The sequence below is a fragment of the Streptomyces sp. RP5T genome (assembly GCF_003933965.1).
Lineage (GTDB): Bacteria > Actinomycetota > Actinomycetes > Streptomycetales > Streptomycetaceae > Streptomyces.
In genome coordinates this window covers 1-22,811 of record NZ_RSAJ01000080.1, presented here as the reverse complement: position 1 = coordinate 22,811, position 22,811 = coordinate 1, and the positions used below count along the sequence as shown (strand labels likewise).

The following is a 22,811-nucleotide window of genomic DNA, read 5'->3' as shown; positions in this document are numbered from 1 at the left end:
ACCCAGGGGGAGGGCGCGGCGCGGTGACGTGCGCGCCTCGATCCTGGCCCTGCTCAAGGACCGGCCCATGCACGGTTACGAGATGATCCAGGAGATCGCCGAGCGCAGCGGCGGGGCGTGGAAGCCCAGCCCGGGTTCGGTGTACCCCACCCTCCAGCTGCTGGAGGACGAGGGGCTGATCATCAGTGAGACGGAGGGCGGCAAGAAGCTCTTCTCGCTCACCGAGGCCGGCCGGACCGCGGCCGACGAGGGCCCCGACGCCCCCTGGGAGGAGGCCTCCCGCGGCATCGACTTCGAGGCCCTCGGTGAGATCCGGCAGGCCGGCTTCGGTCTGATGGAGGCCTTCGGCCAGGTCTGGAAGACCGGCAGCAAGGAGCAGCGCGAGAAGGCGGTGGCCGTCATCAACGAGGCCCGTAAGAAGCTGTACCTCATCCTCGCCGACGAGGACTGATCACAGCTCCACAGCAGCGACAGGCGCGCCGGGAAGCGATTCCCGGGGCGCCTTCGTGTGCCGGGGGAGTCAGGACACCAGCCCGGCCAGCTTCCGCAGCGACTCGTTGAGGGCGGCCGTGCCCGAGTCCTTCAGCTTGCCCGCCATCAGCGAGACCGCGGCGCCCGTGAACTCGCCGTCGATGCGGACCGTCGTGGCGTCCCCGTCGGGGGTGAGGGTGTAGCGGGTGGCGACGCTCACCGCCATCGGGCCCTTGCCCCGGATGGCGAACACCCGGGCCGGTTCCACCTGGTCGATGGTCCACTCGACCTCGGCCGGGAAGCCCATCAGCTTCATGTTCTCCTGGAAGGTCCCGCCCGGTTCGAGGGTCGTCGGACCGCCCTTGGGGAAGCTGGTGTGGGTCGCGTTCCACTCCCCGTACGCGGACCAGTCGGTGAGCTGGGCCCAGACCTTCTCCGCGGGTGCCGGGATGCGTGCCTCCGCGCTGATTTCCGCCATGCGGCCACCTCTTCGTGTCGGGCTGTGGTGTCGCGGAAAGTAGCCGCAGGGGGTGCAACATTCAATACTGATGAACCGTCAGGAAGTGTGGGAGGGACGGGTGTTCAGTCCACCCGCCGTATCACCGCCGCGTCGAACAGGTCCCACGCCCGCGGGAACGCGCTCTCGTCGTGGCAGTGCCACGCCTCCCAGAACAGATCGGCGAGCAGCGCGTCCTCGGGGGCGTGGACCCGGTACACGTACTGCTTGCCGTCCACGGCCGGCAGCGCCACCAGCCAGTCACTGCTGTCCATGCCTGTGTGGGACGAAGAGCGTCGCGCGCCGGTTGCGCGAGGGGCGCACGGCAAGCCGGCGCGCGCCCATCGGGCGGGAAGGGCTTGATGTCATCCGCAAGGAGGAGATTCCGGCCCCGGGGTCCGCTCTCCGTGGGACGGGAAGATGCTTCCCTTCGAGGATGTGCCGCTTCGGTGGGACTGATGAGGTGGGGGATGTGCACCCCCGTATCCCCCGGCAGTCGGCCCGCGAACAGGGCGGCCCGCCGCCGATCCCCTCGGACGGCGATGTCAGGCTGAGCCCGGAACTGACAGCGGTGGTGTCCGGTGCCCGCCGGCGCGCGCTGAGGGACGGGGACCGGCAGATCGACACGGCCCATCTCCTGCACTCGCTGCTGGACGCCGACGCCGAGGCGTACGCCGTCCTCGGCGCGGAACCCCAGCTGCCGCGGCTCCTCGGCTATCTCGTGCAACGCAGCATCGGGTACGGACTGCGCTGGCAGGGCACCGTCGAGGACTCCGGCGCGGTTCCCGTGGTGACGGCGGCCGAGGGGTTCTCGCCGCTCGCCGCGGGTGCGATGGACCATGCCTGTGCGCGGGCCGAGCGCCGCGCCGACGGGCCCGCCCGCGGGATCGACCTGCTCGCGGCGATCCTGGCGGACCCCGGCTCGCGGGCCGTCGAGGTGCTCACCCGTGCGGGAATCGACGCCCGGGCCGTGTTCGCGCGGATCGAGGAGCGCCGGCCGGGAAGCGTGTGGGACGGCCCGCCGCGGTCCACTCGCTGAGACAGGAGTCAACGGGGGTGACGCTCATGTCGTCCCCTGTCATCATGGGCCGGTGCATACGTCTGAGAGCAGCAGGGCCGGTGGCGGCAAGGGTGTCGGGTTCGGTCTCGCACTGGTGTCCGCACTCGCCTTCGGCGGATCCGGGGTCGCGGCCAAGCCGCTGATCGAGGCGGGCCTCGACCCGCTCCACGTGGTGTGGCTGCGGGTGGCGGGCGCCGCCCTGGTGATGCTGCCGCTGGCGGTCCGCCACCGCGCGCTGCTGCGCAGCCGCCCCGCCCTGCTCGCCGGCTTCGGCCTGCTCGGTGTGGCGGGCGTGCAGGCCTTCTACTTCGCGTCGATCTCCCGCATCCCGGTCGGCGTCGCGCTGCTCGTCGAGTACCTCGCCCCGGCCCTGGTGCTCGGCTGGGTGCGGTTCGTGCAGGGGCGGCCGGTCACCCGTGCCGCCGCGCTCGGCGTGGTCCTCGCGGTCGGCGGACTCGCCTGTGTCGTCGAGGTCTGGGCGGGCCTGAGCTTCGACGCCCTCGGACTGCTCCTCGCGCTCGGCGCCGCCTGCTGCCAGGTCGGCTACTTCGTCCTGTCCGACCAGGGCAGCGACTCCGCCGAGGCCCCCGATCCGCTCGGCGTGATCGCCTACGGCCTGCTCGTCGGCACCGCCGTCCTGACCGCCGTGGCCCGCCCCTGGACCATGGACTTCTCCGTCCTCGCGCACAGCGCCGACATGAACGGCACCCCGGTCGCGGCCGGACTGCTGCTCGGCTGGATCGTGCTGATCGCCACCGTCCTCGCCTACGTCACCGGAGTGGTCTCCGTGCGCCGGCTCTCACCGGCGATAGCGGGAGTGGTGGCCTGCCTCGAAGCGGTCGTCGCGACCGTCCTCGCCTGGGTGCTGCTCGGCGAGCACCTCTCGGCCCCGCAGATCGTGGGCGGCGCGGTCGTCCTGCTGGGCGCCTTCATCGCGCAGTCCTCGACCCCGGCCAAGGGCTCGCTGGAGCCGGTCGCGGCCGGCGGCGCCGAAAGCCGGTTGTCCGCCCGGGAGAACGCGGCCTAGGCTTCCGGATCATGCATACGCGCACCCGCATCGTCTCTCCGCCGGCCGCCTGAGGCGGGCCCTCCGGAGACCACGCCCGGCCCGTCGCCGGGCCGAACGGTGCTGCCCGCAGACGAAGTCCGCGGACCCCGCCACCGAGCGGGTGTCCTCTTCCGAACTTCCGCGCCTCGGCGCGACTGCGGAGAGAACACGTGTCGCATGCTTCCTCAGGCCTGCCCGTCGGGCGGGGCCTGCTCTATCTGATCGTCGCCGGTACCGCCTGGGGCACCGCGGGGGCGGTCGCCTCCCTGGTCTACCGGACCAGTGACCTGGGCCCGGCGGCCCTGTCCTTCTGGCGCTGCGCGGCCGGCCTCGCGGTACTGCTCGCGGTCCGTCCGGTACGGCCACGCGCGCGTACGGCCGTCTCGGAACCCCTCGGCCGCCGGGCCCTGCGGGTCGGCGCGTCCGGCGTCGGGCTCGCGGTGTTCCAGACCGCCTACTTCGCCGCGGTACGGTCCACCGGGCTCGCCGTGGCCACGGTCGTCACCCTCGGAGCCGGACCCGTGCTCATCGCGCTCGGAGCACGTCTGGCACTGGGGGAGCGGCTCGGGCGGAGCGGAGTCGTCGCCGTCGCCGGAGCGCTCGCCGGACTGGGAGTGCTGATGCTCGGCGGCGCGGAGGCGTCCGTACGGCCGGCGGGCGTGCTGCTGGGGCTGCTCTCGGCGGCCGGTTGCTGCGTGATGACCCTGATCACACGGGCTGCCGGGGCGGAGTCCTCCGGCACGTCCGTGGGTGTCTTCGCGGTCACCAGCCTCTGTCTGCTGCCCTTCGCCCTGGCCGAGGGACTCGTCCCGCACACGGCTCACCCCGTGCTGCTGCTGGGGTTGTTGGCCTATCTCGCGACCGTCCCCACGGCCCTCGCCTACGGCCTCTACTTCGCGGCCGCCGCGGTGGTCCGCTCCACGACCGTGTCGGTGATCATGCTCCTGGAACCGGTGAGCGCGGCGGTGCTGGCCGTCGCCCTGTTCGGTGAGCGCCTCAGCCCGGCCGTGCTCCTCGGCACCCTGCTGATGCTGGGCGCGGTCGCCGGGCTCGCGGTGACGGAGGCGCGCGGGCCCGCCTGATGGGGGGAGGGGGCCTTCCTGGTACGGAGCCGTGAAGGGCCCCCTCGGTCAGGCGCGTTGCCGCCGCAGCAGGTGCTCGCGTGCCGCCGCGTCCCCGGGGCCGTCCCGGTCCGCCAGCCCGTCCGCGATCCGCTCCCGGATCTCCGCGGTCCGCCTGCCGGCGTACTTGAACTTCGCCCGTACACCGGTCACTTCGAGCCGCAGCCCCCGAATCCCCGTCAGCATCCGCCCGTACGGCACCTCGCCCACCGCGACCCGCGCGGAGCCGCCCTCCGGCTGGAAGTGGCCGACCTGCCGGTTCAGGAGCGCGGCCTTCTCGGCCGGATCGTCCACCACGTGGGCCCGGCAGCGCAGTTGGACCGCCGCGTAGAGACTCGTGGGCGTGCCGTGCTCGGACGGACCGTCCGGGTCGGCCTGCCACGGGCCCGGGACGTACGCGTAGTCGTCGACCACGCTCAGCAGGCAGTCCGGGTTCGCCTCCAGCGCGGCCCACAGCGGGTTGGGCCGCGCGAGGTGGGTGAGCACCTCGGCCCGCTCGGGGTCGTGGACGAAGTGCAGCGGCTGCACGAACGGCGGCTCGCCCGCGGGGCCGTTGACGGCGAGCTGTCCGAAGTCGTGGACGGCGAGCCACTGCTGCCACTCGGTGTCGTCACGGGCCGCGTCCCAGGGGTGGATCAGCATCACAGCACCGCGAGGTAGTCCGGGACCTCGGTGCCGGGGGCCAGTTGGCCGTCGGCGACCGGGGTGTCGTAGCCCTTGCGCAGCGGGACCACGCCGGCCCAGTGGGGGAGGGCGAGGTCCTCGGGCTCGTCGTTGACGCCGCCGGTGCGGAGCTTGGCGGAGACCTCGTCGAGGTCGAGGCGGATCACCGCGGTGGCGGCCAGTTCCTTCTTGTTGGCGGGGCGTGAGTCGACAGCGCGGCCCGGGACCACGTGGTCGACCAGGGCGTCGAGGGCGAGGCGCTTCTCCTCGGGGTCCGTGACGTCGTACGCGAGCCCGTGCACCACCACGGAGCGGTAGTTGATCGAGTGGTGGAAGGCCGAGCGGGCCAGGATCAGCGCGTCGACATGGGTGACCGTCAGGCACACCGGCAGCCCCGGATCGGCCTTGCCGGTCATCCGCAGCGGGCGCGAGCCGGTCGAGCCGTGGACGTAGAGCCGCTCGCCCACCCGGCCGTACAGCGTGGGCAGCACCACCGGGGCGCCGTCCCGGACGAAGCCGAGATGGCAGACGTAGCCCTCGTCGAGTATCGAGTGCACCAGTTCCCTGTCGTACGAGGCCCGCTCCGGGGAGCGCGTCGGGACGGTGCGGTCGGTCGGCGCGTAGGCGGCTGGCTCCGGCGTGGTCGCGGTGGTCCCCTGCATTGCGGTCTCCATTGCACTAGTGCATAATCTGCTTTGTGCTAGGAGGATATCGAATCGAAGGGCGACGCGCAGCGGAGATTGCGGCGAGCGTCGAGCGCGCGGTGGGGGCCGGGGAGCTGGAGCCCGGTCAACTGCTGCCGCCCATGCGGGAGTTGGCGGCCGAGCTGGGTGTCAATCCCAATACGGTCGCGGCGGCGTACCGCACCCTGCGGGAGCGCGGGGTCATCGAGACGTCCGGGCGCAGGGGCAGCCGGATCCGGTCGAAGCCGGCGACCACGGGCCGGGAGGACATCCGGGTGGAGGTCCCGGAGGGCGTGCGGAACGTGGCGAACGGCAACCCGGACCCCGCGCTGCTGCCGCCGCTGGCACCGGCCTTCGCGGCGGCCGCCGCCCAGGGCGACCGGGAGCCGGTGCTGTACGGGGAGGCGACCGTGGACCCGGACCTGGCGCGGCTGGCGCGCAGCGCGTTCGACGCGGACGGTGTCCCGGACGGTCCCCTCGCCGTCGCCTCCGGATCCCTCGACGTGATCGAGCGCGTCCTGGCCGCCCACCTCAAGCCGGGCGACACGGTCGCGCTGGAGGACCCCGGGTGGGGCAGCCTCCTCGACCTGGTCCCGGCGCTGGGCCTGCGGGTCGCCCCGGTGGGCGTGGACGACGAGGGGCCGCGTGCCGAGGACGTACGCCGGGCCCTGGAGTCCGGCGCCCGCGCCCTGATCGTCACCGACCGGGCGCAGAATCCGACCGGTGCCTCGGTGACGGCCACGCGTGCGCGTGCTCTGCGTGCGGTCCTCGTGGACCACTCCGACGTCCTCCTCGTCGAGGACGACCACGGCCACGGCATCGTCGACCTGCCCCTGCACCCCCTGGCCGGAGTCACCCGCCACTGGGCCTTCGTCCGTTCGGTGGCCAAGGCCTACGGCCCCGATCTGCGCCTCGCGGTCCTGACCGGCGACGAGGTCACCGTCGACCGCGTCCACGGCCGCCACCGCCTTGGCCCCGGCTGGGTCAGCCGGATCACCCAGCGGGCCGTGGTGCACCTGTGGACGGACGGCGTGCTCGACACCGCGAAGGTGGCTGCCGCCTATCGCGAGCGCCGTGACCGGCTGATCGAGGCGCTGGCGGAACGCGGGGTAGAGGCGCACGGCCGCAGCGGCCTCAACGTGTGGATCCCGGTCCCGGACGAGACGGGCGCGGTGTCCCGCCTCCTCCACGCGGGCTGGGCGGTCGCCCCGGGCGCCCGCTTCAGAATGGGCGCGCCCCAGGGGATCCGGGTGACGGTGGCGACCCTGAGGGATTCCGAGACGGCCCCTTTGGCGGACGCGATCGCGAGGGCGGTGGGTTCGGTGGGGCCTGCGGTCACGTACAGGTGAGGGGGCTTGGCCCATGGTGTGGGCCCGGTGGCCGCCCTCGGTGGCGGGTGTCCGTGACTGGGCTGCCGGGTCGTGAGGGAGCCGTAGGTCGCCCCTCGGATGCCAGGGCCGTGACCCTTCTTAGGTGCCCCGGCGGATCTGCGTCAGCGCGGCCCCCGCCAGTACGACCGCCGCTCCCACCGGCGTCGACCAGCTCAGCGGCTCTCCGAGCAGGGCGACGCCCGCGCCTGTGGCGATGACCGGGATGAAGTACGTGACCATCTGGGCGGTGGTCGGGCCCACCTCCGCCACCAGGCCGTACTGAAGGAGAACGGCCAGCCCCGTACCCAGCGCTCCCAGGGCCGCGACGGCGAGCAGGGGGAGCAGGTCGAAGTGGGTCGGCATGCCGGTGAACAGCGGGGTCACGACGGCGAGTTGCAGCGTGGCCAGCAGCAACTGCGCACCCGTCAGGGATATGTGGGAGTACCCCACCCCGGCCAGGGTCCGGCGCACGTAGATCCAGCCGACCGGATAGCTGAGCGAGGCCAGGAGCGCCATCGCCGTCCCCCAGCCGTCCAGACCGCTGAACCCCTGCCACACGCCGAGAACCGTCAGCACGCCCAGAAAACCGAGCCCCAGGCCCGCGACCCGCACGCGCGTGGGCCGGTCCTCGGACAGGGCGACCAGGGACAGGGCCATTCCCCACAGCGGCGAGGTCGCGTTGCAGATCCCCGCCAGCGTGGACGGGACCGTCAGCTCCGCGTAGGCGAAGAGCGAGAACGGCAGCGCGTTCAGCAGGAACCCGGCGACCGCCAGATGCCCCCACGTCCGCACCCCGCGAGGCAGCCGCTCCCGCTTCACCGCCATCGCCGCGGCCAGCACCAGTGTCCCGAACACCAGGCGCCCCAGCGTCACCTGGAAGGGCGCGTACCCCTCGGTGCCCACCTTGATGAGCAGAAAGCTGAACCCCCAGATCAGCGAGAGCACCCCGAAGCGCAGACGCCAGTCGACGGCGGGGCGGCGGGGGGTCAGGACCTGGGTCTCGGCGACGGTCGCGGTGGTCATGCCGCCCACGATCCAGCACACGATCTCTTAGCACAAGCGAGTATTTCATCGAGGTATCTCGTAGGATTGCTTACATGTTGAACCTGGAGCGCCTGCGCACCCTCGACGCCCTCGCCCGGCACGGCTCGGTCAGCGGCGCCGCCGAGGGCCTGCACATCACGACCTCGGCGGTCTCCCAGCAGATGTCCAAACTGGAGCGCGAGGTCGGCCAGCAGCTCCTCGCCAAGAACGGCCGGGGGGTGCGGCTCACCGACGCCGGCCGGCTCCTCGCCGACCACGCGGCCCGCATCCTCTCCCAGGTCGAACTGGCCCAGTCCGACCTGGAGGCCCAACGCGGCCAGGTGGTGGGCGAGTTGCGGCTCGCCGCGTTCCCGACGGCGGCCCGCGGACTGTTCCCGGCCGCGATCGCCGCACTGCGCGCGGCCCACCCGGGCCTGCGGATCGGCTCGCGCGAGATCGAGCCGGAACCCGCGGTCCTCGCCGTGCTCCGCGGGGACCACGACCTCGCCGTCGTCCTGGACTGGTACAACAAGCCGTTGCCCATGCCCGAAGGGCTGGTGAAGGCGTCGATCGTCGACGACACGGCGGACGTGGCGATGTCCTCGGCCCACCGCCACGCGCACCGCGACGAGGTGGACCTGGAGGACTTCGCCGACGACGACTGGATCACCTGGGGCGAGGGCGCGTTCTGCGACGAGTGGCTGATGCACACCCTGCGCTCCAAGGGCATCGAACCGCGCGTCGCGCACCGCGTGCAGGAGCATCCGACCCAACTCGCCCTGGTCGGTGCCGGACTCGGGGTGTGCGTGGCGCCCCGGCTCGGCCGCGGGCCGGTCCCGCAGGGCGTGCGGACCGTGCCCGTACGGCAGTCGGTCAGCCGGCACATCTACGCCGTCTGGCGCGCGGACGCCGACCGCCGCCCGTCGATCCGGGCGGCGGTCGAGGCACTGAAGTCGGCGGCGCTGAAGGCCGGTTGAGTCAGACGGAACCCAGCTTGCGGAAGTCCCAGGAGACGATCTTCTCCGGGGTCAGCCGTATCCACGCGTGCCGTCCGTCGTGCGGCATCTCCTCCAGACGGAAGTTCTTGCGGGCGAACAGCGTCTCGGGGACGTCGAGTTCGGCCCGGAGCTCCCCGGTGCGCGGGGCCTCGCCCACGAATTCCACGGTCCCGGACAGCTCGACGCCCCGCAGCTCGTCGTACTCCTCGCCCGTGTCGACCACGATCGCGACCCGTGGATCGCGCCGCAGATCCGTCCAGCGCTTGCTGCGCACCACGGAGTACAGCCACATCGAGGTGCCGTCCCAGGCGAACCACAGCGTGCTCACATGCGGAGCACCGTCGGCGGAGACCGTGGCGACCCGGCAGGTGCGCTGGCTGGTGAGGAACTCGTCCAATTCCCCCGGCGTCATCATGATCTTCCGGCCCCGGCGCTGCGTGACGGTCATACATCCCCCTCTGTCTCTCACGTCGTGTCAGAGGAGAGATCCTCTGACATCACGTCAGAAAAGGATGGGTCGTCTTCCGTCCCCACGCAATGGTGGCTACTCTCACCGGCTCCGGACCACCGCCTCCGGATCACCCGCTCCGGACCGCCGCTCCGGGCCACCGGCCACGAGGGGGAACCGTGCCGCCGTACGCACGACTCGACGAACTGCTCGATCCCGAGGCCACCGTCCTGCTGACCGTCGAGTGTCAGCAGGGTGTCGTCGGACCGGAGAGCGCCCTGCCCGAACTCGCCCGCGCCGCACGGACCTCGGGCGCCCTCGCCAACATCGCCCGGCTGGTCGCCGCCGCGCACGCGAGCGGGGTCCAGGTGATCCACGCGATCGCCGAACGCCGTCCGGACGGGCGCGGCGCGAACCGCAACGCCCGTCTGTTCGGCGCCGCCGAGCGGTTGCCCGTCCAGCAGCTCTCCGGGACCACCGCGGTGCGGGTGGCCGCCCCGATCGAGGTGAGCGAGGAGGACTTCGTCGTACGCCGGCTGCACGGTCTGTCGCCGATCCAGGGCACCGAGGTCGACGCGCTGCTGCGCAACCTCGGCTGCCGCACCCTGGTGGTGACCGGGGTCTCCGCCAACGTGGCGGTGCCCAACGCCGTGTTCGACGCGGTGAACCGCGGCTACCACGCCGTGGTGGTGACGGACGCCGTCGCCGGGGTGCCCTCCGACTACACCCCGGCGATGATCCGGCACACACTGGCCCTCGTCGCCACGCTGGCGACCACCGACGAGATGCTGGCGTGTCTCAAGCGGCCCCGCGGCGGCCGACCTCTCAGGCGAGCGTGATCGAGTCACCGCTGACCGTGATCTTCTCCTCGGGCAGCGGCTGGGTGGCGGGCCCCTTCTTCACGCTGCCGTCGGCCACCGAGAACTCGCTCTTGTGGCACGGGCAGGTGATGACCCCGTCGGTGATCCCCGTCACCGCGCACCCCTGGTGCGTGCACTTCGACGAGAACGCCTTGAACTGGCCCGCCGTGGGCTGGGTGACCACCACGCCCGAGTCCTTGAAGATCTTGCCGCCGCCCTCGGGGATGTCCGAGGTCTTGGCGAGGACATTGCCGGCCCCCGCTCCGGCTCCGGCCGCGTCCGACGCGGCCGGTGAGGGGTCGTCCTCGGACCCGCACGCGTTCAGGGTGAGGGCTAGTCCCGCCGCGCCGACCGCCGCGACGACGACCCGGCGACTGGGGGCCGATGCGGGATGAATCGATTCGCTGGCCATGCTGACGTCCCCTTCCACGGATTCTCCGAACTGCCCACAGGTACGGGCCAGGAGTGCCCGTTGTTCAGACACCCCCCAGTAACCTGGGGCGATGCTCAAGGAAGCCATCGCGACCCGCTACATCACGCCCCTGCGTGAGGGCGGCTCGCTGCCGGGACTCGTCGAGGCCGACGACCACGGGACGTACGTCATCAAGTTCACCGGCGCCGGACAGGGCCGCAAGACGCTGGTCGCCGAGGTGGTGGCCGGGGAGCTCGCCCGCCGGCTCGGCCTGCGGGTACCGCGGCTCCTGACGCTCGACCTCGACCCTGACCTGGGACTCGGTGAGCCCGACGAGCGGGTGCAGGAGCTCCTCAAGTCCAGCGGCGGCACCAATCTCGGCATGGACTTCCTCTCCGGAGCGCTCGGCTTCGACCCGCTCGCCTTTCCGGTGGAGCCCGAGGAGGCCGGCCGGATCGTCTGGTTCGACGCGCTGGTCAACAACGTCGACCGCTCCTGGCGCAACCCCAACCTGCTGTGGTGGCAGCGCGAGGTGTGGCTCATCGACCACGGCGCGACCATGATCTGGCACCACAACTGGCCCGGCGCCGAGAAGTCCGCCGCCCGCCCCTACGACGCCTCGGACCACGTCCTCAGACTCTTCGCGCCCGATGTCGCCGCTGCCGCCGCCGACCTCGCCCCGCGGATCACCGAGGACCTGCTCGCCGAGGTCACCGCCGAGATCCCGGACGCCTGGCTGGCGGACGAACCCGGCTTCGAGTCGCCGGACGAGCTCCGGCGGACCTACGCACGGCCGCTGCTCGCGCGCGCGGCCGTCGTCCACGAGCGGATCGAGGGGATCAAGTGACCGAGCGCCACATCATCAGGGGCGGCCGCACCGACGACCGCGAGGTCTTCGAGTACGCCCTGCTGCGGGTCGTCCCCCGCATCGAGCGCGGCGAGGGCATCAACGCCGGGGTGCTCGTGTACTGCCGCGCCAAGGCGTACGTCGGGGTGCGCACCCACCTCGACGAGGCCAGGCTGCGGGCGCTCGACCCGGACGCGGACGTGGCCGGGGTCCGGGCCGCGCTCCAGGCCGTCGAAGGCGTCTGCGCGGGCGGTGCGGCGGCGGGGCAGGCCGCCCGCGACGACGCCGGACGGCGCTTCCGCTGGCTGATCGCGCCCCGCTCCACGGTGGTCCAGCCGGGCCCCGTGCACACCGGGCTGACCACGGATCCGGCCGCCGAACCGGAGCGTCTGCTCGATCTGCTGGTCAGGTAATGGATCACACCCCGCTCGTGTGACGTTGACACCGCGTGCCATGGCTTCTAGCGTCACGTCTGCTGAAGGTACTAAGCGGTCGCTCACCGAATGGGCCGTACTTTCGCAGATCGTTTTCCAGGGCGATTTCTCAAGGCGATTTCTCAAGGGCGAGGAGAACCAGCAATGTCCACCACTGAGCAGCGGGTAGCCGTGGTCACGGGCGCCGCGCGCGGCATCGGCGCCGCCACCGCCGTACGACTGGCGGCCGAGGGCCGCGCGGTCGCCGTGATCGATCTCGACGAGGCCGCCTGCAAGGACACCGTGGAGAAGATCACCGCGGCCGGCGGCCGGGCGATCGCGGTCGGCGCGGACGTCTCCGACGAGGCCCAGGTGCAGGCCGCGATCGCGCGCGTGGCCGAGGAACTCGGCGCGCCGACGATCCTCGTGAACAACGCGGGCGTGCTCCGCGACAACCTGCTGTTCAAGATGAGCGTCTCCGACTGGGACACCGTCCTGAACGTGCACCTCAAGGGTTCGTTCCTGGTGACCAAGGCCGTCCAGAAGCACATGGTGGACGCGGGCTTCGGCCGGATCGTCAACCTGTCGTCGTCCTCGGCGCTCGGCAACCGCGGCCAGGCCAACTACTCCGCCGCCAAGGCCGGTCTCCAGGGCTTCACCAAGACCCTCGCGATCGAGCTCGGCAAGTTCGGCATCACCGCCAACGCCGTCGCCCCCGGCTTCATCGCCACCGACATGACCGCCGCGACCGCCGAGCGCGTCGGCATGGGCTTCGAGGAGTTCAAGGCCGCGGCCGCCACCCAGATTCCGGTCGCGCGCGTGGGCGAGCCCGAGGACATCGCCAACGCCATCGCCTTCTTCACCGGCGAGGCGGCCGGATTCGTCTCCGGCCAGGTGCTGTACGTCGCCGGCGGACCGCTCGACTAGGGAAACGGGACCATGACTTCGCAACTCCCCGAGCCTTCGGGCAAGGTCGCGCTCATCACGGGCGCCAGCCGCGGCATCGGCTACGGCGTCGCCGAGGCGCTCGTCGCACGCGGTGACCGGGTGGTCATCACCGGCCGCACCGAGGACGCGCTCAAGGAGGCCGTCGAGCAGCTCGGCGCCGAGCGCGCCGTCTACGTCGCCGGCAAGGCGCACGACGAGGAGCACCAGAGGATCGCCGTCGAGCGCGCCATGGACGCCTTCGGCCGCGTCGACTACCTCGTCAACAACGCCGGTACCAACCCGGTGTTCGGGCCCATCGCCGACCTCGACCTGAACGTGGCGCGCAAGGTCTTCGAGACCAACGTGATCTCCGCGCTCGGCTTCGCGCAGAAGACCTGGCACGCCTGGCAGAAGGACAACGGCGGCGCGATCGTCAACATCGCCTCCGTCGCGGGCATCGCGCCCTCTCCCTTCATCGCCGCGTACGGCGTCAGCAAGGCCGCGATGATCAACCTCACCCAGCAGCTCGCGCACGAGTTCGCGCCCAAGGTGCGGGTCAACGCCATCGCCCCGGCCGTCGTGAAGACCAAGTTCGCGCAGGCCCTGTACGAGGGCCGGGAGGCGGAGGCCGCCGCGGCCTACCCGCTGGCCCGGCTCGGGGTGCCCTCCGACATCGGCGGCGCCGCGGCCTTCCTCACCTCGTCCCAGTCCGACTGGGTGACCGGCCAGACGCTCGTCGTCGACGGCGGCATCTTCCTCAACGCCGGCGTGGGCTGACCGCCGTGGCCTCGGCACGGGCGTCCGTTTGACACCGACGGCGCCCGTGTCGACGCACAAAAGCCGCACAGCGGCATTACAGGGTCATCACCGATGCGGCGATCAAGTCGCCTGTGAACGAACCGGTTGTGCGTGCGCGGCCCTGCGGTATGTTTTGCCGACTCTCGGCACGGCATTTCGAGGAGCAAGCGCGTGTTCAAGCGGAACCGATACCTGCCGCCACTCGCGGCGCTCGTGTCCATATCCACGGTGGCCGGCTGCGGTGTGTTCTCCTCGGACTCGTCCGACACCGACAAAGCGATCGTCGTGGGGACCACCAGCGCCCCGGCCACGCTTGACCCGGCGGCCTCCTGGGACAACTCCTGGGAACTGTTCCGCAACGTCTACCAGACGCTCCTGAACTACTCGCCCGGCGTGTCCGACCCCGAACCCGACGCCGCCGAGCACTGCGAGTTCACCGACCCGACGAGCACGGTGTACAGCTGCACGCTGCGCGAGGGGATGAAGTTCTCCAACGGGCACAGCCTGGACGCCAAGGCCGTCAAGTACTCCTTCGACCGCATCAAGAGGATCAACGTCAACGGCGGTCCCGCGGGCCTGCTGGGCACGCTCTCCCGGGTGCAGGTCAAGGGCGACCGCGAGGTCGTCTTCCACCTCAGCCAGCCCGACGCCACCTTCCCCCTGGTGCTCACCACGCCGGCCATGTCCATCGTGGACCCCGAGGAGTACTCCGCGACCGCGATCCGCAAGGACGGGAGGATCAGCGGCTCCGGGCCCTACACGCTCGACTCCTTCCAGGAGGGCGAGAAGGCCGAGCTCGTCCGCAACGGCAACTACAAGGGCATAGCGGACCTCAAGAACAAGGCCGTGACCATCCGCTACTTCAAGCAGTCGGACGACATGGTCAAGGCCCTCAAGGACAAGGAGATCTCGGTCGTCTACCGCGGACTCGGCGCCTCCGACACCGTGGACATCGAGGTCAACCAGCAGAAGGAGGGGCTCCAGCTTGTCGAGAACCCCACCACCGAGATCAGCTACCTGGTGTTCAACCCCCGCGACCCGTGGTCCGCGAAGCCCGCCGTCCGCAAGGCCGTCGCCCAGATCGTCGACCGCCCGGCGCTCGTGCACTACGTCTACAAGGACACCGTCGAGCCGCTGTACTCCATGGTCCCCGCCGGACTCACCGGCCACACCACGAGCTTCTTCGACGACTTCGGCGACCCCAGCGTGGCCAAGGCCAAGAAGTACCTCACCGAAGCGGGCATCACCGAGCGCGTCCCGCTGACCCTCTGGTACACCAGCGACCGCTACGGCTCGACGACCAAGCCCGCCTTCCAGGAGCTGAAGAAGCAGCTGGAGGCCTCGGGACTGTTCACGATCACCCTCAAGAGCCGCCCGTGGAAGACCTACGTCGAGGGCTACCAGAAGGGCGAGTACCCGGTGTTCGGGCGCGGCTGGTTCCCCGACTTCCACGACGCCGACAACTTCATCGCGCCCTTCGTGGGCAAGCAGAACGCCCTCGGCACGCCGTACGACGCCCCGGAGATCACCGGCAAGCTGCTGCCGGAGTCGCGCGCGGAGAGCGACCGCGGTGCCGTGGGACGCCAGATCGAGGAGGCCCAGCAGGTCTTCGTGAACGACGCGCGGCTGGTGCCGCTGTGGCAGGGCAAGCAGTACGTGGCCGCGAACGAGGAGATCGCCGGCCTGGAGAAGGTCATCGACCCGGCGACCATGATGACGATGTGGGAGCTGTACTGGAAGACCAGCTGGTAGGTCCCCCGCACGGCAGCGATTGTCAGTGGGCGCCTGTAGGTTCTGAAGCCTGCAAGTGACCGCACATCGTGAGGAATTGACGTGACCGACATCGCCATGCTGCCCGAGTCCTGGCGCGGGGTTCTGGGCGACGAGCTCCAGCAGCCGTACTTCAAGGAGCTGACGGAGTTCGTCGAGGACGAGCGGGCGAAGGGTCCCGTCTACCCGCCGCGCGAGGAGGTCTTCGCCGCCCTCGACGCGACGCCCTACGAACGGGTGAAGGTCCTGATCCTCGGTCAGGACCCCTACCACGGCGAGGGCCAGGGCCACGGCCTGTGCTTCTCGGTCCGCCCCGGTGTCAGGACCCCGCCCTCCCTGCGGAACATCTACAAGGAGATGAAGGAGGAGCTGGGTCTGGAGATCCCGGACAACGGCTACCTCATGCCCTGGGCCCAGCAGGGCGTCCTGCTGCTCAACGCGGTGCTCACGGTCCGCGCCGGCGAGGCCAACTCGCACAAGGGCAAGGGCTGGGAGAAGTTCACCGACGCGGTGATCCGCGCGGTGGCCGAGCGGCCCGACCCGGCGGTCTTCGTGCTGTGGGGCAACTACGCGCAGAAGAAGCTCCCCCTGATCGACGAGAGCCGTCACGTGGTGGTGAAGGGCGCCCACCCCTCCCCGCTGTCGGCGAAGAAGTTCTTCGGCTCCCGCCCGTTCACCCAGATCAACGAGGCGGTCGCCCGGCAGGGGCACGAGCCCATCGACTGGACGATCCCGAACCTCGGCTGACCCTTCCACCGGGCCGACGCCGCGGCGACCGGCCCGGTCCCGCCCGGCCCCGACGGTGCCGCGGATGGGCGTACCCGGCCACGCGCCGCCGACGTGAAGCGTCGGACAGGCCCTAGCGTCGGGGGACAGTCATGACAGCCGACGAAGGCCGGAGGACGTTTTGACGGAGCGACAGGAGCAGACGGCGCCGGATGCCGTGATGACACGGATCGGGCAGGTCGTCATGCTGTGCCACGCGGGAGACCGCGAGGAGGCCCGGCACCGCTTCCTGGAGCTGTGGGCGGAGATCGGCGAGGACGGCGACCCGCTGCACCGCTGCACCCTGGCCCACTACATGGCCGACGCCCAGGACGACCCCTGCGACGAACTCGCCTGGGACCTCAGGGCCCTCACGGCGGCCGAGGAGCTCACCGACGACCGGCTGTCCCGGCACGAGAGCGCGCTCGCCGTACGCGCCCTGTACCCCTCGCTGCACCTCAACCTGGCCGCCGACTATGTGCGCCTGGCCCGCGCGGACGCCGCCCGCACCCATCTGCGCCGGGCCCGCAGGGCGGCGGAAGCCCTGGGGGAGGACAGCTACAGCGACGGGGTGCGGGCGGCGATCAGCAGACTGGAGCTGCGGCTCGGCGACGGCGGATCCGCCGCCGACGGAGGGTGGGGGCCGCCGCGGCAGCGGCCCTGAGGCCCGGGCCCCTCACCGTCCGTAGGCCTGGTCGCAGATCACCGACTCCGGGCTGCCCTCCGGCCAGCGGCCGTACTTCCTGCCCAGCGCGCAGACGTCCTTCGAGCCCTTGGGGACCGACCGGGGGACCGTGCGGGCCACGTCCGGGATCTCGACGCGCGGCTGCCGGGGGTGCGGGGTGTCCGGGTGCCGCGGCTGCGGATGCGCCCGGTGCGCGGGATGCTCGGGGTGCGCCGGATACGCGGTTGCCGGCTGCCGTTCGCGCGACTGCGCGGAGGCCGCGGCGGTTGCCGGAGCCCGGTCGCCCGGGGAGGTCTTCTCCGGCTTCGAGGACCGGGACGGGTCGATCATGGACAGCGCCTCCTGGGCCGGGGCCTGCACGATCTGCGGCTCCGCCTGACCGTCCGGACGGGCGTCCCCCGGCCCCGGCGGCTGCGACGCCGCCGCCGTCGGTGGCGGGCCGGACACGGGGGGACGCTGGACCGTCACACAGCCGGTGAGAGCCGAGACGGCCACGGTGACCAGGAGCGTTGCGGTAGTCGTGGTTCGATGCACCCGCGTCACTCTGCTGGTTCGGGCGGCCTCGGCGACAGCGGACGAGCGGAGGTTGCCCCGCACGGGTGATCTCCGTCCCCGTACGGCGTGCCCGGGCCCGCCGCTGCTGACGTCAGTCGCCGGTCGCGCCGTCGAGACGCTCGCGGATCAGGTCGGCATGGCCGTTGTGGCGGGCGTACTCCTCGATCATGTGGGTGTACAGCCAGCGCAGGTTGAACCGCTCCCCGGTCCGGCGGTGCTTGCCCACGGTGATGTCGTCCAGGCCGAAGCGGGCCGCGTTCTCCCGGGCCCTGGCGATCTCGGCCTGCCAGGTGCCGTACGCCTCCTGCCAGGTGTCCGCCTCGGTGAGACGGAACTCGCCGTCCGGGTCGGCCTCGCTGTAGTAGATCGGCCCGGCCTCGTCGTCGGCCAGGACCCGGCGGAACCAGCTGCGCTCCACCTCCGCCATGTGCCGCACCAGGCCCATCAGGGAGAGCGTGGACGGCTCCACCGAGGCGGTCCTGAGCTGGGCGTCGCTCAGACCCTCGCACTTCCAGGCCAGCGTCTGCCGGTGGTAGTCCAGCCAGCCCTCCAGCATGCTGCGTTCGTCGGCGGTCGCGGCGGGTTCGGCGCGCTGAGTCGTCATGTGCGCATCCTGACCCACCTCACCTCCCACCACCAGCGAATTCCCGGCCGTCGGACGGGGCCCGGGACGGCCGCCGTATGCTTCCGGCAAAGCCCTGGCCAGACAATCGGAGGAGTCCACGTGAAGGTCGGCTGCATCGGACTCGGTGACATCGCGCAGAAGGCGTACCTGCCGGTGCTCAGCGGTCGGCCCGGCATCGAACTGCACGTGCAGACGCGGACGCCGGCGACCCTGACCCGGGTCGCCGACGGACTCCACCTGCCCGCGGGACAGCGGCACCGGGACCTCGACTCCCTCCTCGCCCAGGGCCTGGACGCCGCGTTCGTGCACGCGCCGACGACCGCGCACCCCGAGATCGTCACGCGGCTGCTGGAGGCCGGCGTACCGACGTACGTCGACAAGCCCCTCGCCTACGCACTCGCCGACTCCGAAAGGCTGGTGGAGCTGGCCGAGCAGCGGGACGTGAGTCTGGCCGTCGGGTTCAACCGGCGCTTCGCCCCCGGGTACGCGCAGTGCGCCGAGCATCCGCGCGAGCTGATCCTCATGCAGAAGAACCGGATCGGGCTCCCGGAGGAGCCCCGCGCGATGATCCTCGACGACTTCATCCACGTCGTCGACACCCTGCGGTTCCTGGTGCCGGGGCCGGTCGACGACGTGACGGTACGCGCGCGCGTGCAGGACGGGCTGCTGCACCACGTGGTGCTCCAGCTCGCCGGGGACGGGTTCACCGCGCTCGGGGTGATGAACCGGCTCAGCGGTTCGGCCGAGGAGATCCTGGAGGTGTCCGGGCAGGACACCAAGCGCCAGGTGCTCAACCTCGCCGAGGTCATCGACCACAAGGGCCAGCCCACCGTGCGCCGGCGCGGCGACTGGGTGCCGGTGGCCCGGCAGCGCGGCATCGAGCAGGCGGTGCTCGCCTTCCTCGACGCCGTGCGCGCGGGAAAGGTGCTCAGCGCCCGGGACGCGCTGGCGACCCATGAGCTGTGCGAGCGGGTGGTACGTGCGGTTCAGGAGCGGACCGCCTGAAGCGCCGGCCCAGCTGAACGGCGCCCCACACGGCGAGGACCAGCAGGGCCGCGTGCACCGGCCAGTCGCCGAGGCGGACGTAGGCCGTCGTCCCGGTCGCCAGCGGGACGTCGTACACCCGTGCGGTGCTCGCGTCGGTGCCGACCCACTGCCCGACCCGCCCGCCGCTCGCGTCGTAGACGGCGGAGACACCGGTCAGGGTCGAGTGCACCATCGGGCGGCCCGTCTCGGCGGCGCGCAGGGCGGCCAGCGAGGCGTGCTGCTCGGGGGCCCAGCTCTGCTGGAAGGACGAGGTCGCCGACTGCGCGATCAGCACCTGGGCGCCGGCCTCGGCGAGATGGCGGCTCATGTCGGGGAACGCCGACTCGAAGCACACCATCGGACCGACCCTCAGCCCGTGGCCGACGTCCATCACGACCTGCTCGGAGCCGTGCCTGCGGTTCTCGGCCGCGGCCTTGCCGACCGAGGTGGCCCAGCCGAGCAGTGAGCGGGCGGGGATGTACTCGCCGAAGGGGACCAGGCGCATCTTGTCGTAGCGGTCGCCGGTGAGCCCGCCGGGGCCGACCAGGACCGAGCTCTTGTAGATGCCGGGCTTGTCGGAGCGGCGGGCGTCCACGTTGACGAGGATGTCGGCGCCGGTCTCCTCGGAGAGCGCCGCGATCCGCTTCGCCAGGTCGGGCCGGTCCCCGAGGTCGAAGCCGACACTGCTCTCGCCCCAGACGACCAGGTCGACGTCCTGCCCGGCGAGATCGCGGGTGAGCCGCTCCTCGCGGGCGAAGCGCCGGTCCGGGCCGTCCACGACGCCGGGCTGGACGACCGCGATCCGTGTGCCGTTCCCGGTGTCGGGGCGCGGGGCCCACATCCAGGCCGCCGAGGTCACCGCGGCCGTGGCCACCAGGCCCGCCACCGCGGGCACCCGGGACGCACGGACCGTCACCAGCACGGCGACCGCCACGTTGACGGCCACGATCAAAAAGCTGATCAGCCACACCCCGCCGACCGAGGCCAGCCGCAGCGCCGGTGCGACCTCCCACTGGCTGGCGCCGAGCACGCCCCAGGGGCCGCCGAGCCCCTGCCAGGAGCGGACGAGCTCGATACCGAGCCAGCCCGACGGCAGTACGGCCAGGGCGGCGGCGATCCCGCCGCGCGAGGGCGTCCCGGCCAGGAAGTGCCGTACCAGCGCGCCCCACGGGGCCCACAGCGCGCCGAGCAGGGCGCCGATCACGAAGATGAACACGCTCAGGCTCGGCAGCAGCCAGTGGTGCATCCCCACCATGAACCCGAAACCGCCGGCCCAGCCGTCGTACGCCGCCCGTTTCGCCGTCGGCGCCGAGCGGATCAGCGCGATCCAGGGGACAAGGGCGACGTAGGCGAACCACCACAGCGACGGTGCCGGGAACGCGAGGACGGGGAGGGCGCCCGCCAGCACGGCGACGGTCGTGCGCCGCCACGGGGAGGCGAGCCAGTTGCCGAAGGTGTTCATGTGGCGCCTCCTACCCCGTGTGGGTCTCCAGTGTGCGTGTGGTTGACCACCCGAGGGCGTCGGCTCAGTTGATCACAGGCGCGGGCCGGGGGTCCGGCGGACGCCGCCACTTCTCCCGCACGACGACCTCGCTGAACCGCCAGCCGTCGTCCGTGCGCAGCAGGGCGAAGGAGTAGCGGCCGCCGCAGACGAAGTCGGGGGCGGTGGAGGGGGCGTCGCCGATGAGGCGCATGGGGTTGATGTAGTCGGCCTGGACGCGGGCCGTGTCACCGGTGTCCTGGTCCAGGATGCCGAAGCGGACACGACGGTTGACGATCAGGTGCTGTCGCATCGAGAACAGCGTGAGACTCTCCGCGAGCCAGGCGGCGACGCGGTGCGCGTCACCCTCGATCCCGCCCGCGGAGCGGTAGTCGGCCCGCCCGTCGGAGGTGAACAGTCCTCGGTACCCCTCCCAGTCGCCGTCGTCCACGGCCGCGGCGTAGTCGGTGACGAGTGCGTCCACGGCCAGCCGGTCCATCACGGTCGCGAGCTCCACACGCTGCGTCATCGGCTCAGTGTTGGGCATGGGCCGGGCCGAGCCAAGGGGCGTGCGGCCACATTCGGGCGGCCCGCGGTGCCGTCGCCCGGGAAAGACCCCGCTCAGCCGTCGGCCAGGACGTCGACCGGCCAGGCGGCCGAGTGAGGGCCGAACCTGTTCTCGGCCGCGAGGGCGACCAGGCGGGCGTTGCGCTCCTCGGCCTCGGGGCCGTCCGGCAGGTGGTAGTCGTGGCCCGCGCGGGCGGAACCGGCCTGCACCGCGGTGGCGGCCGGGGCCCGCCTGCGCACGTACCGGTCCAGCGCTTCAGGCACCTCCTCCGGGGTCACACCGGTGAGGCAGTCGCCGAGGACGGCCGCGTCCATGATGGCCTGGGCCGCGCCTTGGGCCTGGAAGGGCACCATCGCGTGGGCGCTGTCCCCGAGCAGGGTGACCCGGCCGGCGTTCCAGCGGGGGAGCGGGGCGCGGGTGTGGATGCCGTAGCGGAAGACCCGGCCCGCGCGCTCCAGGACGGTCAGCAGCCGGGGGTCCCAGCCGGCGAAGGCGCGCAGCTGCTCGCCCGGTTCCGCCTGGGCGGTCCACGACTCCTGGGCCACCCGGTCCGTCACGAACACGGCGACGACGTTGAGGAGTTGGCCGCGGCGCAGCCAGTAGTGGACGACGTGGCGGTTCGGGCCGAGCCAGCCGGCGTACTCCGGGAGGTCCAGGTCGGCGACCTCGGCGGCGGGGAGCAGGGCGCGGTAGGCGGCGGTGTGCGAGAACACCGCCTCGTCGGCGCCGAAGAGCCACTGGCGGGCGGCGGAGCGGATGCCGTCGGCGGCCACGACGAGGTCGGCCTCCAGGCGTTCCCCACTCCCGGTGGTCACCGTGGCCGATCTCTCGTCCTGGTCGATGCCGGCGACGGTGGTGGCCAGGCGCAGCGATTCCGGCGGTACGGCGGCGACGAGGGCCTGTTGGAGATCGGCCCGGTGGACCTGGAGATACGGCGCCCCGAACTCTGCCTCCGCCTCCGGGCCGATGACGTAGCGACAGATCTCGGAGCCGTCGGACCAGGTGCGGAAGCTCAGATGGGCCGGGCGCGTGGAGTGCTCCGCGACGGCGTCGAGCAGGTCCAGACGACGCAGCACGCGGGTGGCGTTGGGGGCGAGCTGGATGCCGGCGCCGATCTCGGTGAGATGGCGCGACCGCTCGACGAGGGTCACGTCATGGCCGGCCCGGCGCAGGCTCAGCGCGGCGGTCAGTCCGCCGATGCCCGCGCCCACGACGATCGCTCTCATGGCATGACCTCGCTTCGAGGGACGTGCCTTCTTTTCGGAGGGGGCTCTGGCCCGGGAGGGGCTCAGGCCGGGTAGGGGCTCAGGCCGCCTTGATGACGTCACCGCGGATCGCGGCCGCCCACTCCACCACCAGCAGTTCGTACTCCGCGCGCTCCTGTGCCGACAGCGTGCCGCCGGCGCGCATCCAGAGCGCCCGGATCTGCTCGTTCACCTCGGCAGCGGACCGCACGGAACCAGGGGTCACGGAATCGGGGGACATGCGGACAAGCCTAGGCGCAAGCACTGACAGCGCGCTACCGGACGGCTACGCGCAAGGTATGTGATGGGTCACGGGATTCGGGGTGGGCGCCCTGTAACGGTGCGAGAACTCCCGCATGGCGTCGGGGTGTTCCGGGAGGCGGGCGCGTACGTCGCCGTCGGCCCGGGCCGCAGCCGCAGCTGGCAGTGGCCTCGTCGGGCGGGTCCTGCAGGTC

Annotated in this window: 28 protein-coding genes; 15 read left to right on the top strand and 13 right to left on the bottom strand. The window is 71.9% G+C overall.

What is annotated here, in order from left to right; translation table 11 throughout:
• Positions 1–451 (top strand): PadR family transcriptional regulator (locus EHS43_RS11905; protein ID WP_148104035.1); only part of this gene is annotated, 451 nt, incomplete at its 5' end.
• Between the two features lie 69 nt (positions 452–520).
• Here the strand turns inward: EHS43_RS11905 and EHS43_RS11900 are convergent.
• Together EHS43_RS11900 and EHS43_RS11895 are read right to left on the bottom strand one after the other, a co-directional pair.
• Entirely contained in the window at positions 521–949 is a 429-nt protein-coding gene (locus EHS43_RS11900) for an SRPBCC family protein (protein WP_125190546.1), read from the bottom strand.
• A 104-nt stretch (positions 950–1,053) separates the two neighbouring features.
• Entirely contained in the window at positions 1,054–1,242 is a 189-nt protein-coding gene (locus EHS43_RS11895; protein ID WP_185806213.1) for a hypothetical protein, read from the bottom strand.
• Positions 1,243–1,439: 197 nt separating this feature from the next.
• Between EHS43_RS11895 and EHS43_RS11890 the strand changes: the two genes are divergently transcribed.
• The 3 genes from EHS43_RS11890 (at position 1,440) to EHS43_RS11880 (ending at position 4,157) form a co-directional block, all read left to right on the top strand.
• The gene (locus EHS43_RS11890; RefSeq protein WP_125190544.1) at positions 1,440–2,006 is read left to right on the top strand and encodes a Clp protease N-terminal domain-containing protein; all 567 of its coding nucleotides are present in this window, start codon (positions 1,440–1,442) and stop codon (positions 2,004–2,006) included.
• 52 nt (positions 2,007–2,058) lie between these two features.
• A complete protein-coding gene (locus tag EHS43_RS11885) occupies positions 2,059–3,054 on the top strand; it encodes a DMT family transporter (RefSeq protein WP_125190542.1) in 996 nt (331 codons plus the stop codon).
• A gap of 191 nt (positions 3,055–3,245) precedes the next feature.
• Positions 3,246–4,157, top strand: coding sequence for a DMT family transporter (locus EHS43_RS11880; protein WP_125190540.1), 912 nt, complete (start codon positions 3,246–3,248; stop codon positions 4,155–4,157).
• A 48-nt stretch (positions 4,158–4,205) separates the two neighbouring features.
• Here the strand turns inward: EHS43_RS11880 and EHS43_RS11875 are convergent, their stop codons facing one another.
• Positions 4,206–4,838 (bottom strand): FMN-binding negative transcriptional regulator, encoded by a 633-nt coding sequence (locus EHS43_RS11875; protein ID WP_125190538.1) that lies wholly within the window; start codon positions 4,836–4,838, stop codon positions 4,206–4,208.
• Entirely contained in the window at positions 4,838–5,521 is a 684-nt protein-coding gene (locus tag EHS43_RS11870; RefSeq protein WP_125190536.1) for a pyridoxamine 5'-phosphate oxidase family protein, read from the bottom strand. The genes EHS43_RS11875 and EHS43_RS11870 overlap by 1 nt, the downstream gene beginning before the upstream one ends.
• A gap of 35 nt (positions 5,522–5,556) precedes the next feature.
• Between EHS43_RS11870 and EHS43_RS11865 the strand changes: the two genes are divergently transcribed.
• The gene (locus EHS43_RS11865) at positions 5,557–6,891 is read left to right on the top strand and encodes an aminotransferase class I/II-fold pyridoxal phosphate-dependent enzyme (protein ID WP_125190534.1); all 1,335 of its coding nucleotides are present in this window, start codon (positions 5,557–5,559) and stop codon (positions 6,889–6,891) included.
• A 120-nt stretch (positions 6,892–7,011) separates the two neighbouring features.
• On the opposite strand, the gene EHS43_RS11860 is transcribed toward EHS43_RS11865, so the two are convergent.
• On the bottom strand, positions 7,012–7,935 hold the full coding sequence (locus EHS43_RS11860) for a DMT family transporter (RefSeq protein WP_125190532.1): 924 nt from the start codon (positions 7,933–7,935) through the stop codon (positions 7,012–7,014).
• A 74-nt stretch (positions 7,936–8,009) separates the two neighbouring features.
• On the opposite strand from EHS43_RS11860, the gene EHS43_RS11855 reads away from it, so the two are divergent.
• A complete protein-coding gene (locus EHS43_RS11855) occupies positions 8,010–8,912 on the top strand; it encodes a LysR family transcriptional regulator (RefSeq protein WP_125190530.1) in 903 nt (300 codons plus the stop codon).
• 1 nt (position 8,913) lies between these two features.
• Here EHS43_RS11855 and EHS43_RS11850 read toward each other — a convergent pair whose 3' ends face one another.
• On the bottom strand, positions 8,914–9,381 hold the full coding sequence (locus tag EHS43_RS11850) for a pyridoxamine 5'-phosphate oxidase family protein (protein ID WP_125190528.1): 468 nt from the start codon (positions 9,379–9,381) through the stop codon (positions 8,914–8,916).
• A gap of 179 nt (positions 9,382–9,560) precedes the next feature.
• On the opposite strand from EHS43_RS11850, the gene EHS43_RS11845 reads away from it, so the two are divergent.
• Positions 9,561–10,220 (top strand): cysteine hydrolase, encoded by a 660-nt coding sequence (locus EHS43_RS11845; RefSeq protein ID WP_125190526.1) that lies wholly within the window; start codon positions 9,561–9,563, stop codon positions 10,218–10,220.
• Here EHS43_RS11845 and EHS43_RS11840 read toward each other — a convergent pair.
• Positions 10,207–10,653 (bottom strand): Rieske (2Fe-2S) protein, encoded by a 447-nt coding sequence (locus tag EHS43_RS11840; protein ID WP_125190524.1) that lies wholly within the window; start codon positions 10,651–10,653, stop codon positions 10,207–10,209. The genes EHS43_RS11845 and EHS43_RS11840 overlap by 14 nt on opposite strands.
• A 91-nt stretch (positions 10,654–10,744) precedes the next feature.
• Between EHS43_RS11840 and EHS43_RS11835 the strand changes: the two genes are divergently transcribed.
• From EHS43_RS11835 to EHS43_RS11805, 7 genes are all read left to right on the top strand, one after another.
• A complete protein-coding gene (locus tag EHS43_RS11835) occupies positions 10,745–11,500 on the top strand; it encodes a HipA family kinase (protein WP_125190522.1) in 756 nt (251 codons plus the stop codon).
• The gene (locus EHS43_RS11830; protein ID WP_125190520.1) at positions 11,497–11,913 is read left to right on the top strand and encodes a DUF3037 domain-containing protein; all 417 of its coding nucleotides are present in this window, start codon (positions 11,497–11,499) and stop codon (positions 11,911–11,913) included. Before EHS43_RS11835 ends, EHS43_RS11830 begins: the two co-directional genes overlap by 4 nt.
• Positions 11,914–12,078: 165 nt before the next feature.
• Positions 12,079–12,840 carry a 3-oxoacyl-ACP reductase FabG gene (gene fabG, locus EHS43_RS11825; protein ID WP_125190518.1) on the top strand — a complete coding sequence of 254 codons (762 nt, stop codon included), beginning with the start codon at positions 12,079–12,081 and terminating at the stop codon, positions 12,838–12,840.
• Positions 12,841–12,852: 12 nt separating this feature from the next.
• The gene (locus EHS43_RS11820) at positions 12,853–13,617 is read left to right on the top strand and encodes an SDR family oxidoreductase (protein WP_125190516.1); all 765 of its coding nucleotides are present in this window, start codon (positions 12,853–12,855) and stop codon (positions 13,615–13,617) included.
• A gap of 192 nt (positions 13,618–13,809) precedes the next feature.
• Positions 13,810–15,390: an ABC transporter substrate-binding protein gene (locus EHS43_RS11815; protein WP_125190514.1), complete on the top strand. Its 1,581-nt coding sequence runs from the start codon at positions 13,810–13,812 to the stop codon at positions 15,388–15,390.
• A gap of 81 nt (positions 15,391–15,471) precedes the next feature.
• Positions 15,472–16,155 carry a uracil-DNA glycosylase gene (locus EHS43_RS11810; protein WP_125190512.1) on the top strand — a complete coding sequence of 228 codons (684 nt, stop codon included), beginning with the start codon at positions 15,472–15,474 and terminating at the stop codon, positions 16,153–16,155.
• A 160-nt stretch (positions 16,156–16,315) separates the two neighbouring features.
• The gene (locus tag EHS43_RS11805; protein WP_125190510.1) at positions 16,316–16,837 is read left to right on the top strand and encodes a hypothetical protein; all 522 of its coding nucleotides are present in this window, start codon (positions 16,316–16,318) and stop codon (positions 16,835–16,837) included.
• A gap of 12 nt (positions 16,838–16,849) precedes the next feature.
• Here the strand turns inward: EHS43_RS11805 and EHS43_RS11800 are convergent, their stop codons facing one another.
• Both EHS43_RS11800 and EHS43_RS11795 read right to left on the bottom strand, forming a co-directional pair.
• The gene (locus EHS43_RS11800; protein WP_260470482.1) at positions 16,850–17,305 is read right to left on the bottom strand and encodes a hypothetical protein; all 456 of its coding nucleotides are present in this window, start codon (positions 17,303–17,305) and stop codon (positions 16,850–16,852) included.
• A gap of 199 nt (positions 17,306–17,504) precedes the next feature.
• A complete protein-coding gene (locus EHS43_RS11795) occupies positions 17,505–18,017 on the bottom strand; it encodes a DinB family protein (protein ID WP_125190508.1) in 513 nt (170 codons plus the stop codon).
• A gap of 120 nt (positions 18,018–18,137) precedes the next feature.
• Here EHS43_RS11795 and EHS43_RS11790 point away from each other — a divergent pair, with 120 nt between their 5' ends.
• Positions 18,138–19,043, top strand: a complete 906-nt coding sequence (locus EHS43_RS11790) for a Gfo/Idh/MocA family protein (RefSeq protein ID WP_125190506.1) — start codon at positions 18,138–18,140, stop codon at positions 19,041–19,043.
• On the opposite strand, the gene lnt is transcribed toward EHS43_RS11790, so the two are convergent.
• The 4 genes from lnt to EHS43_RS11770 all read right to left on the bottom strand — a co-directional run bounded on the left by lnt (position 18,967) and on the right by EHS43_RS11770 (position 22,597).
• Positions 18,967–20,526, bottom strand: coding sequence for an apolipoprotein N-acyltransferase (gene lnt, locus EHS43_RS11785; RefSeq protein WP_125190504.1), 1,560 nt, complete (start codon positions 20,524–20,526; stop codon positions 18,967–18,969). The two genes, EHS43_RS11790 and lnt, sit on opposite strands and share 77 nt — an antisense overlap.
• A 64-nt stretch (positions 20,527–20,590) precedes the next feature.
• Complete coding sequence (locus EHS43_RS11780) at positions 20,591–21,073, bottom strand: nuclear transport factor 2 family protein (protein WP_125190502.1); 483 nt, start codon at positions 21,071–21,073, stop codon at positions 20,591–20,593.
• Positions 21,074–21,165: 92 nt separating this feature from the next.
• Positions 21,166–22,338 (bottom strand): FAD-dependent monooxygenase, encoded by a 1,173-nt coding sequence (locus EHS43_RS11775; RefSeq protein ID WP_125190501.1) that lies wholly within the window; start codon positions 22,336–22,338, stop codon positions 21,166–21,168.
• A 79-nt stretch (positions 22,339–22,417) separates the two neighbouring features.
• Positions 22,418–22,597, bottom strand: a complete 180-nt coding sequence (locus EHS43_RS11770; protein ID WP_078936148.1) for a hypothetical protein — start codon at positions 22,595–22,597, stop codon at positions 22,418–22,420.
• Positions 22,598–22,811: the final 214 nt, after the last annotated feature.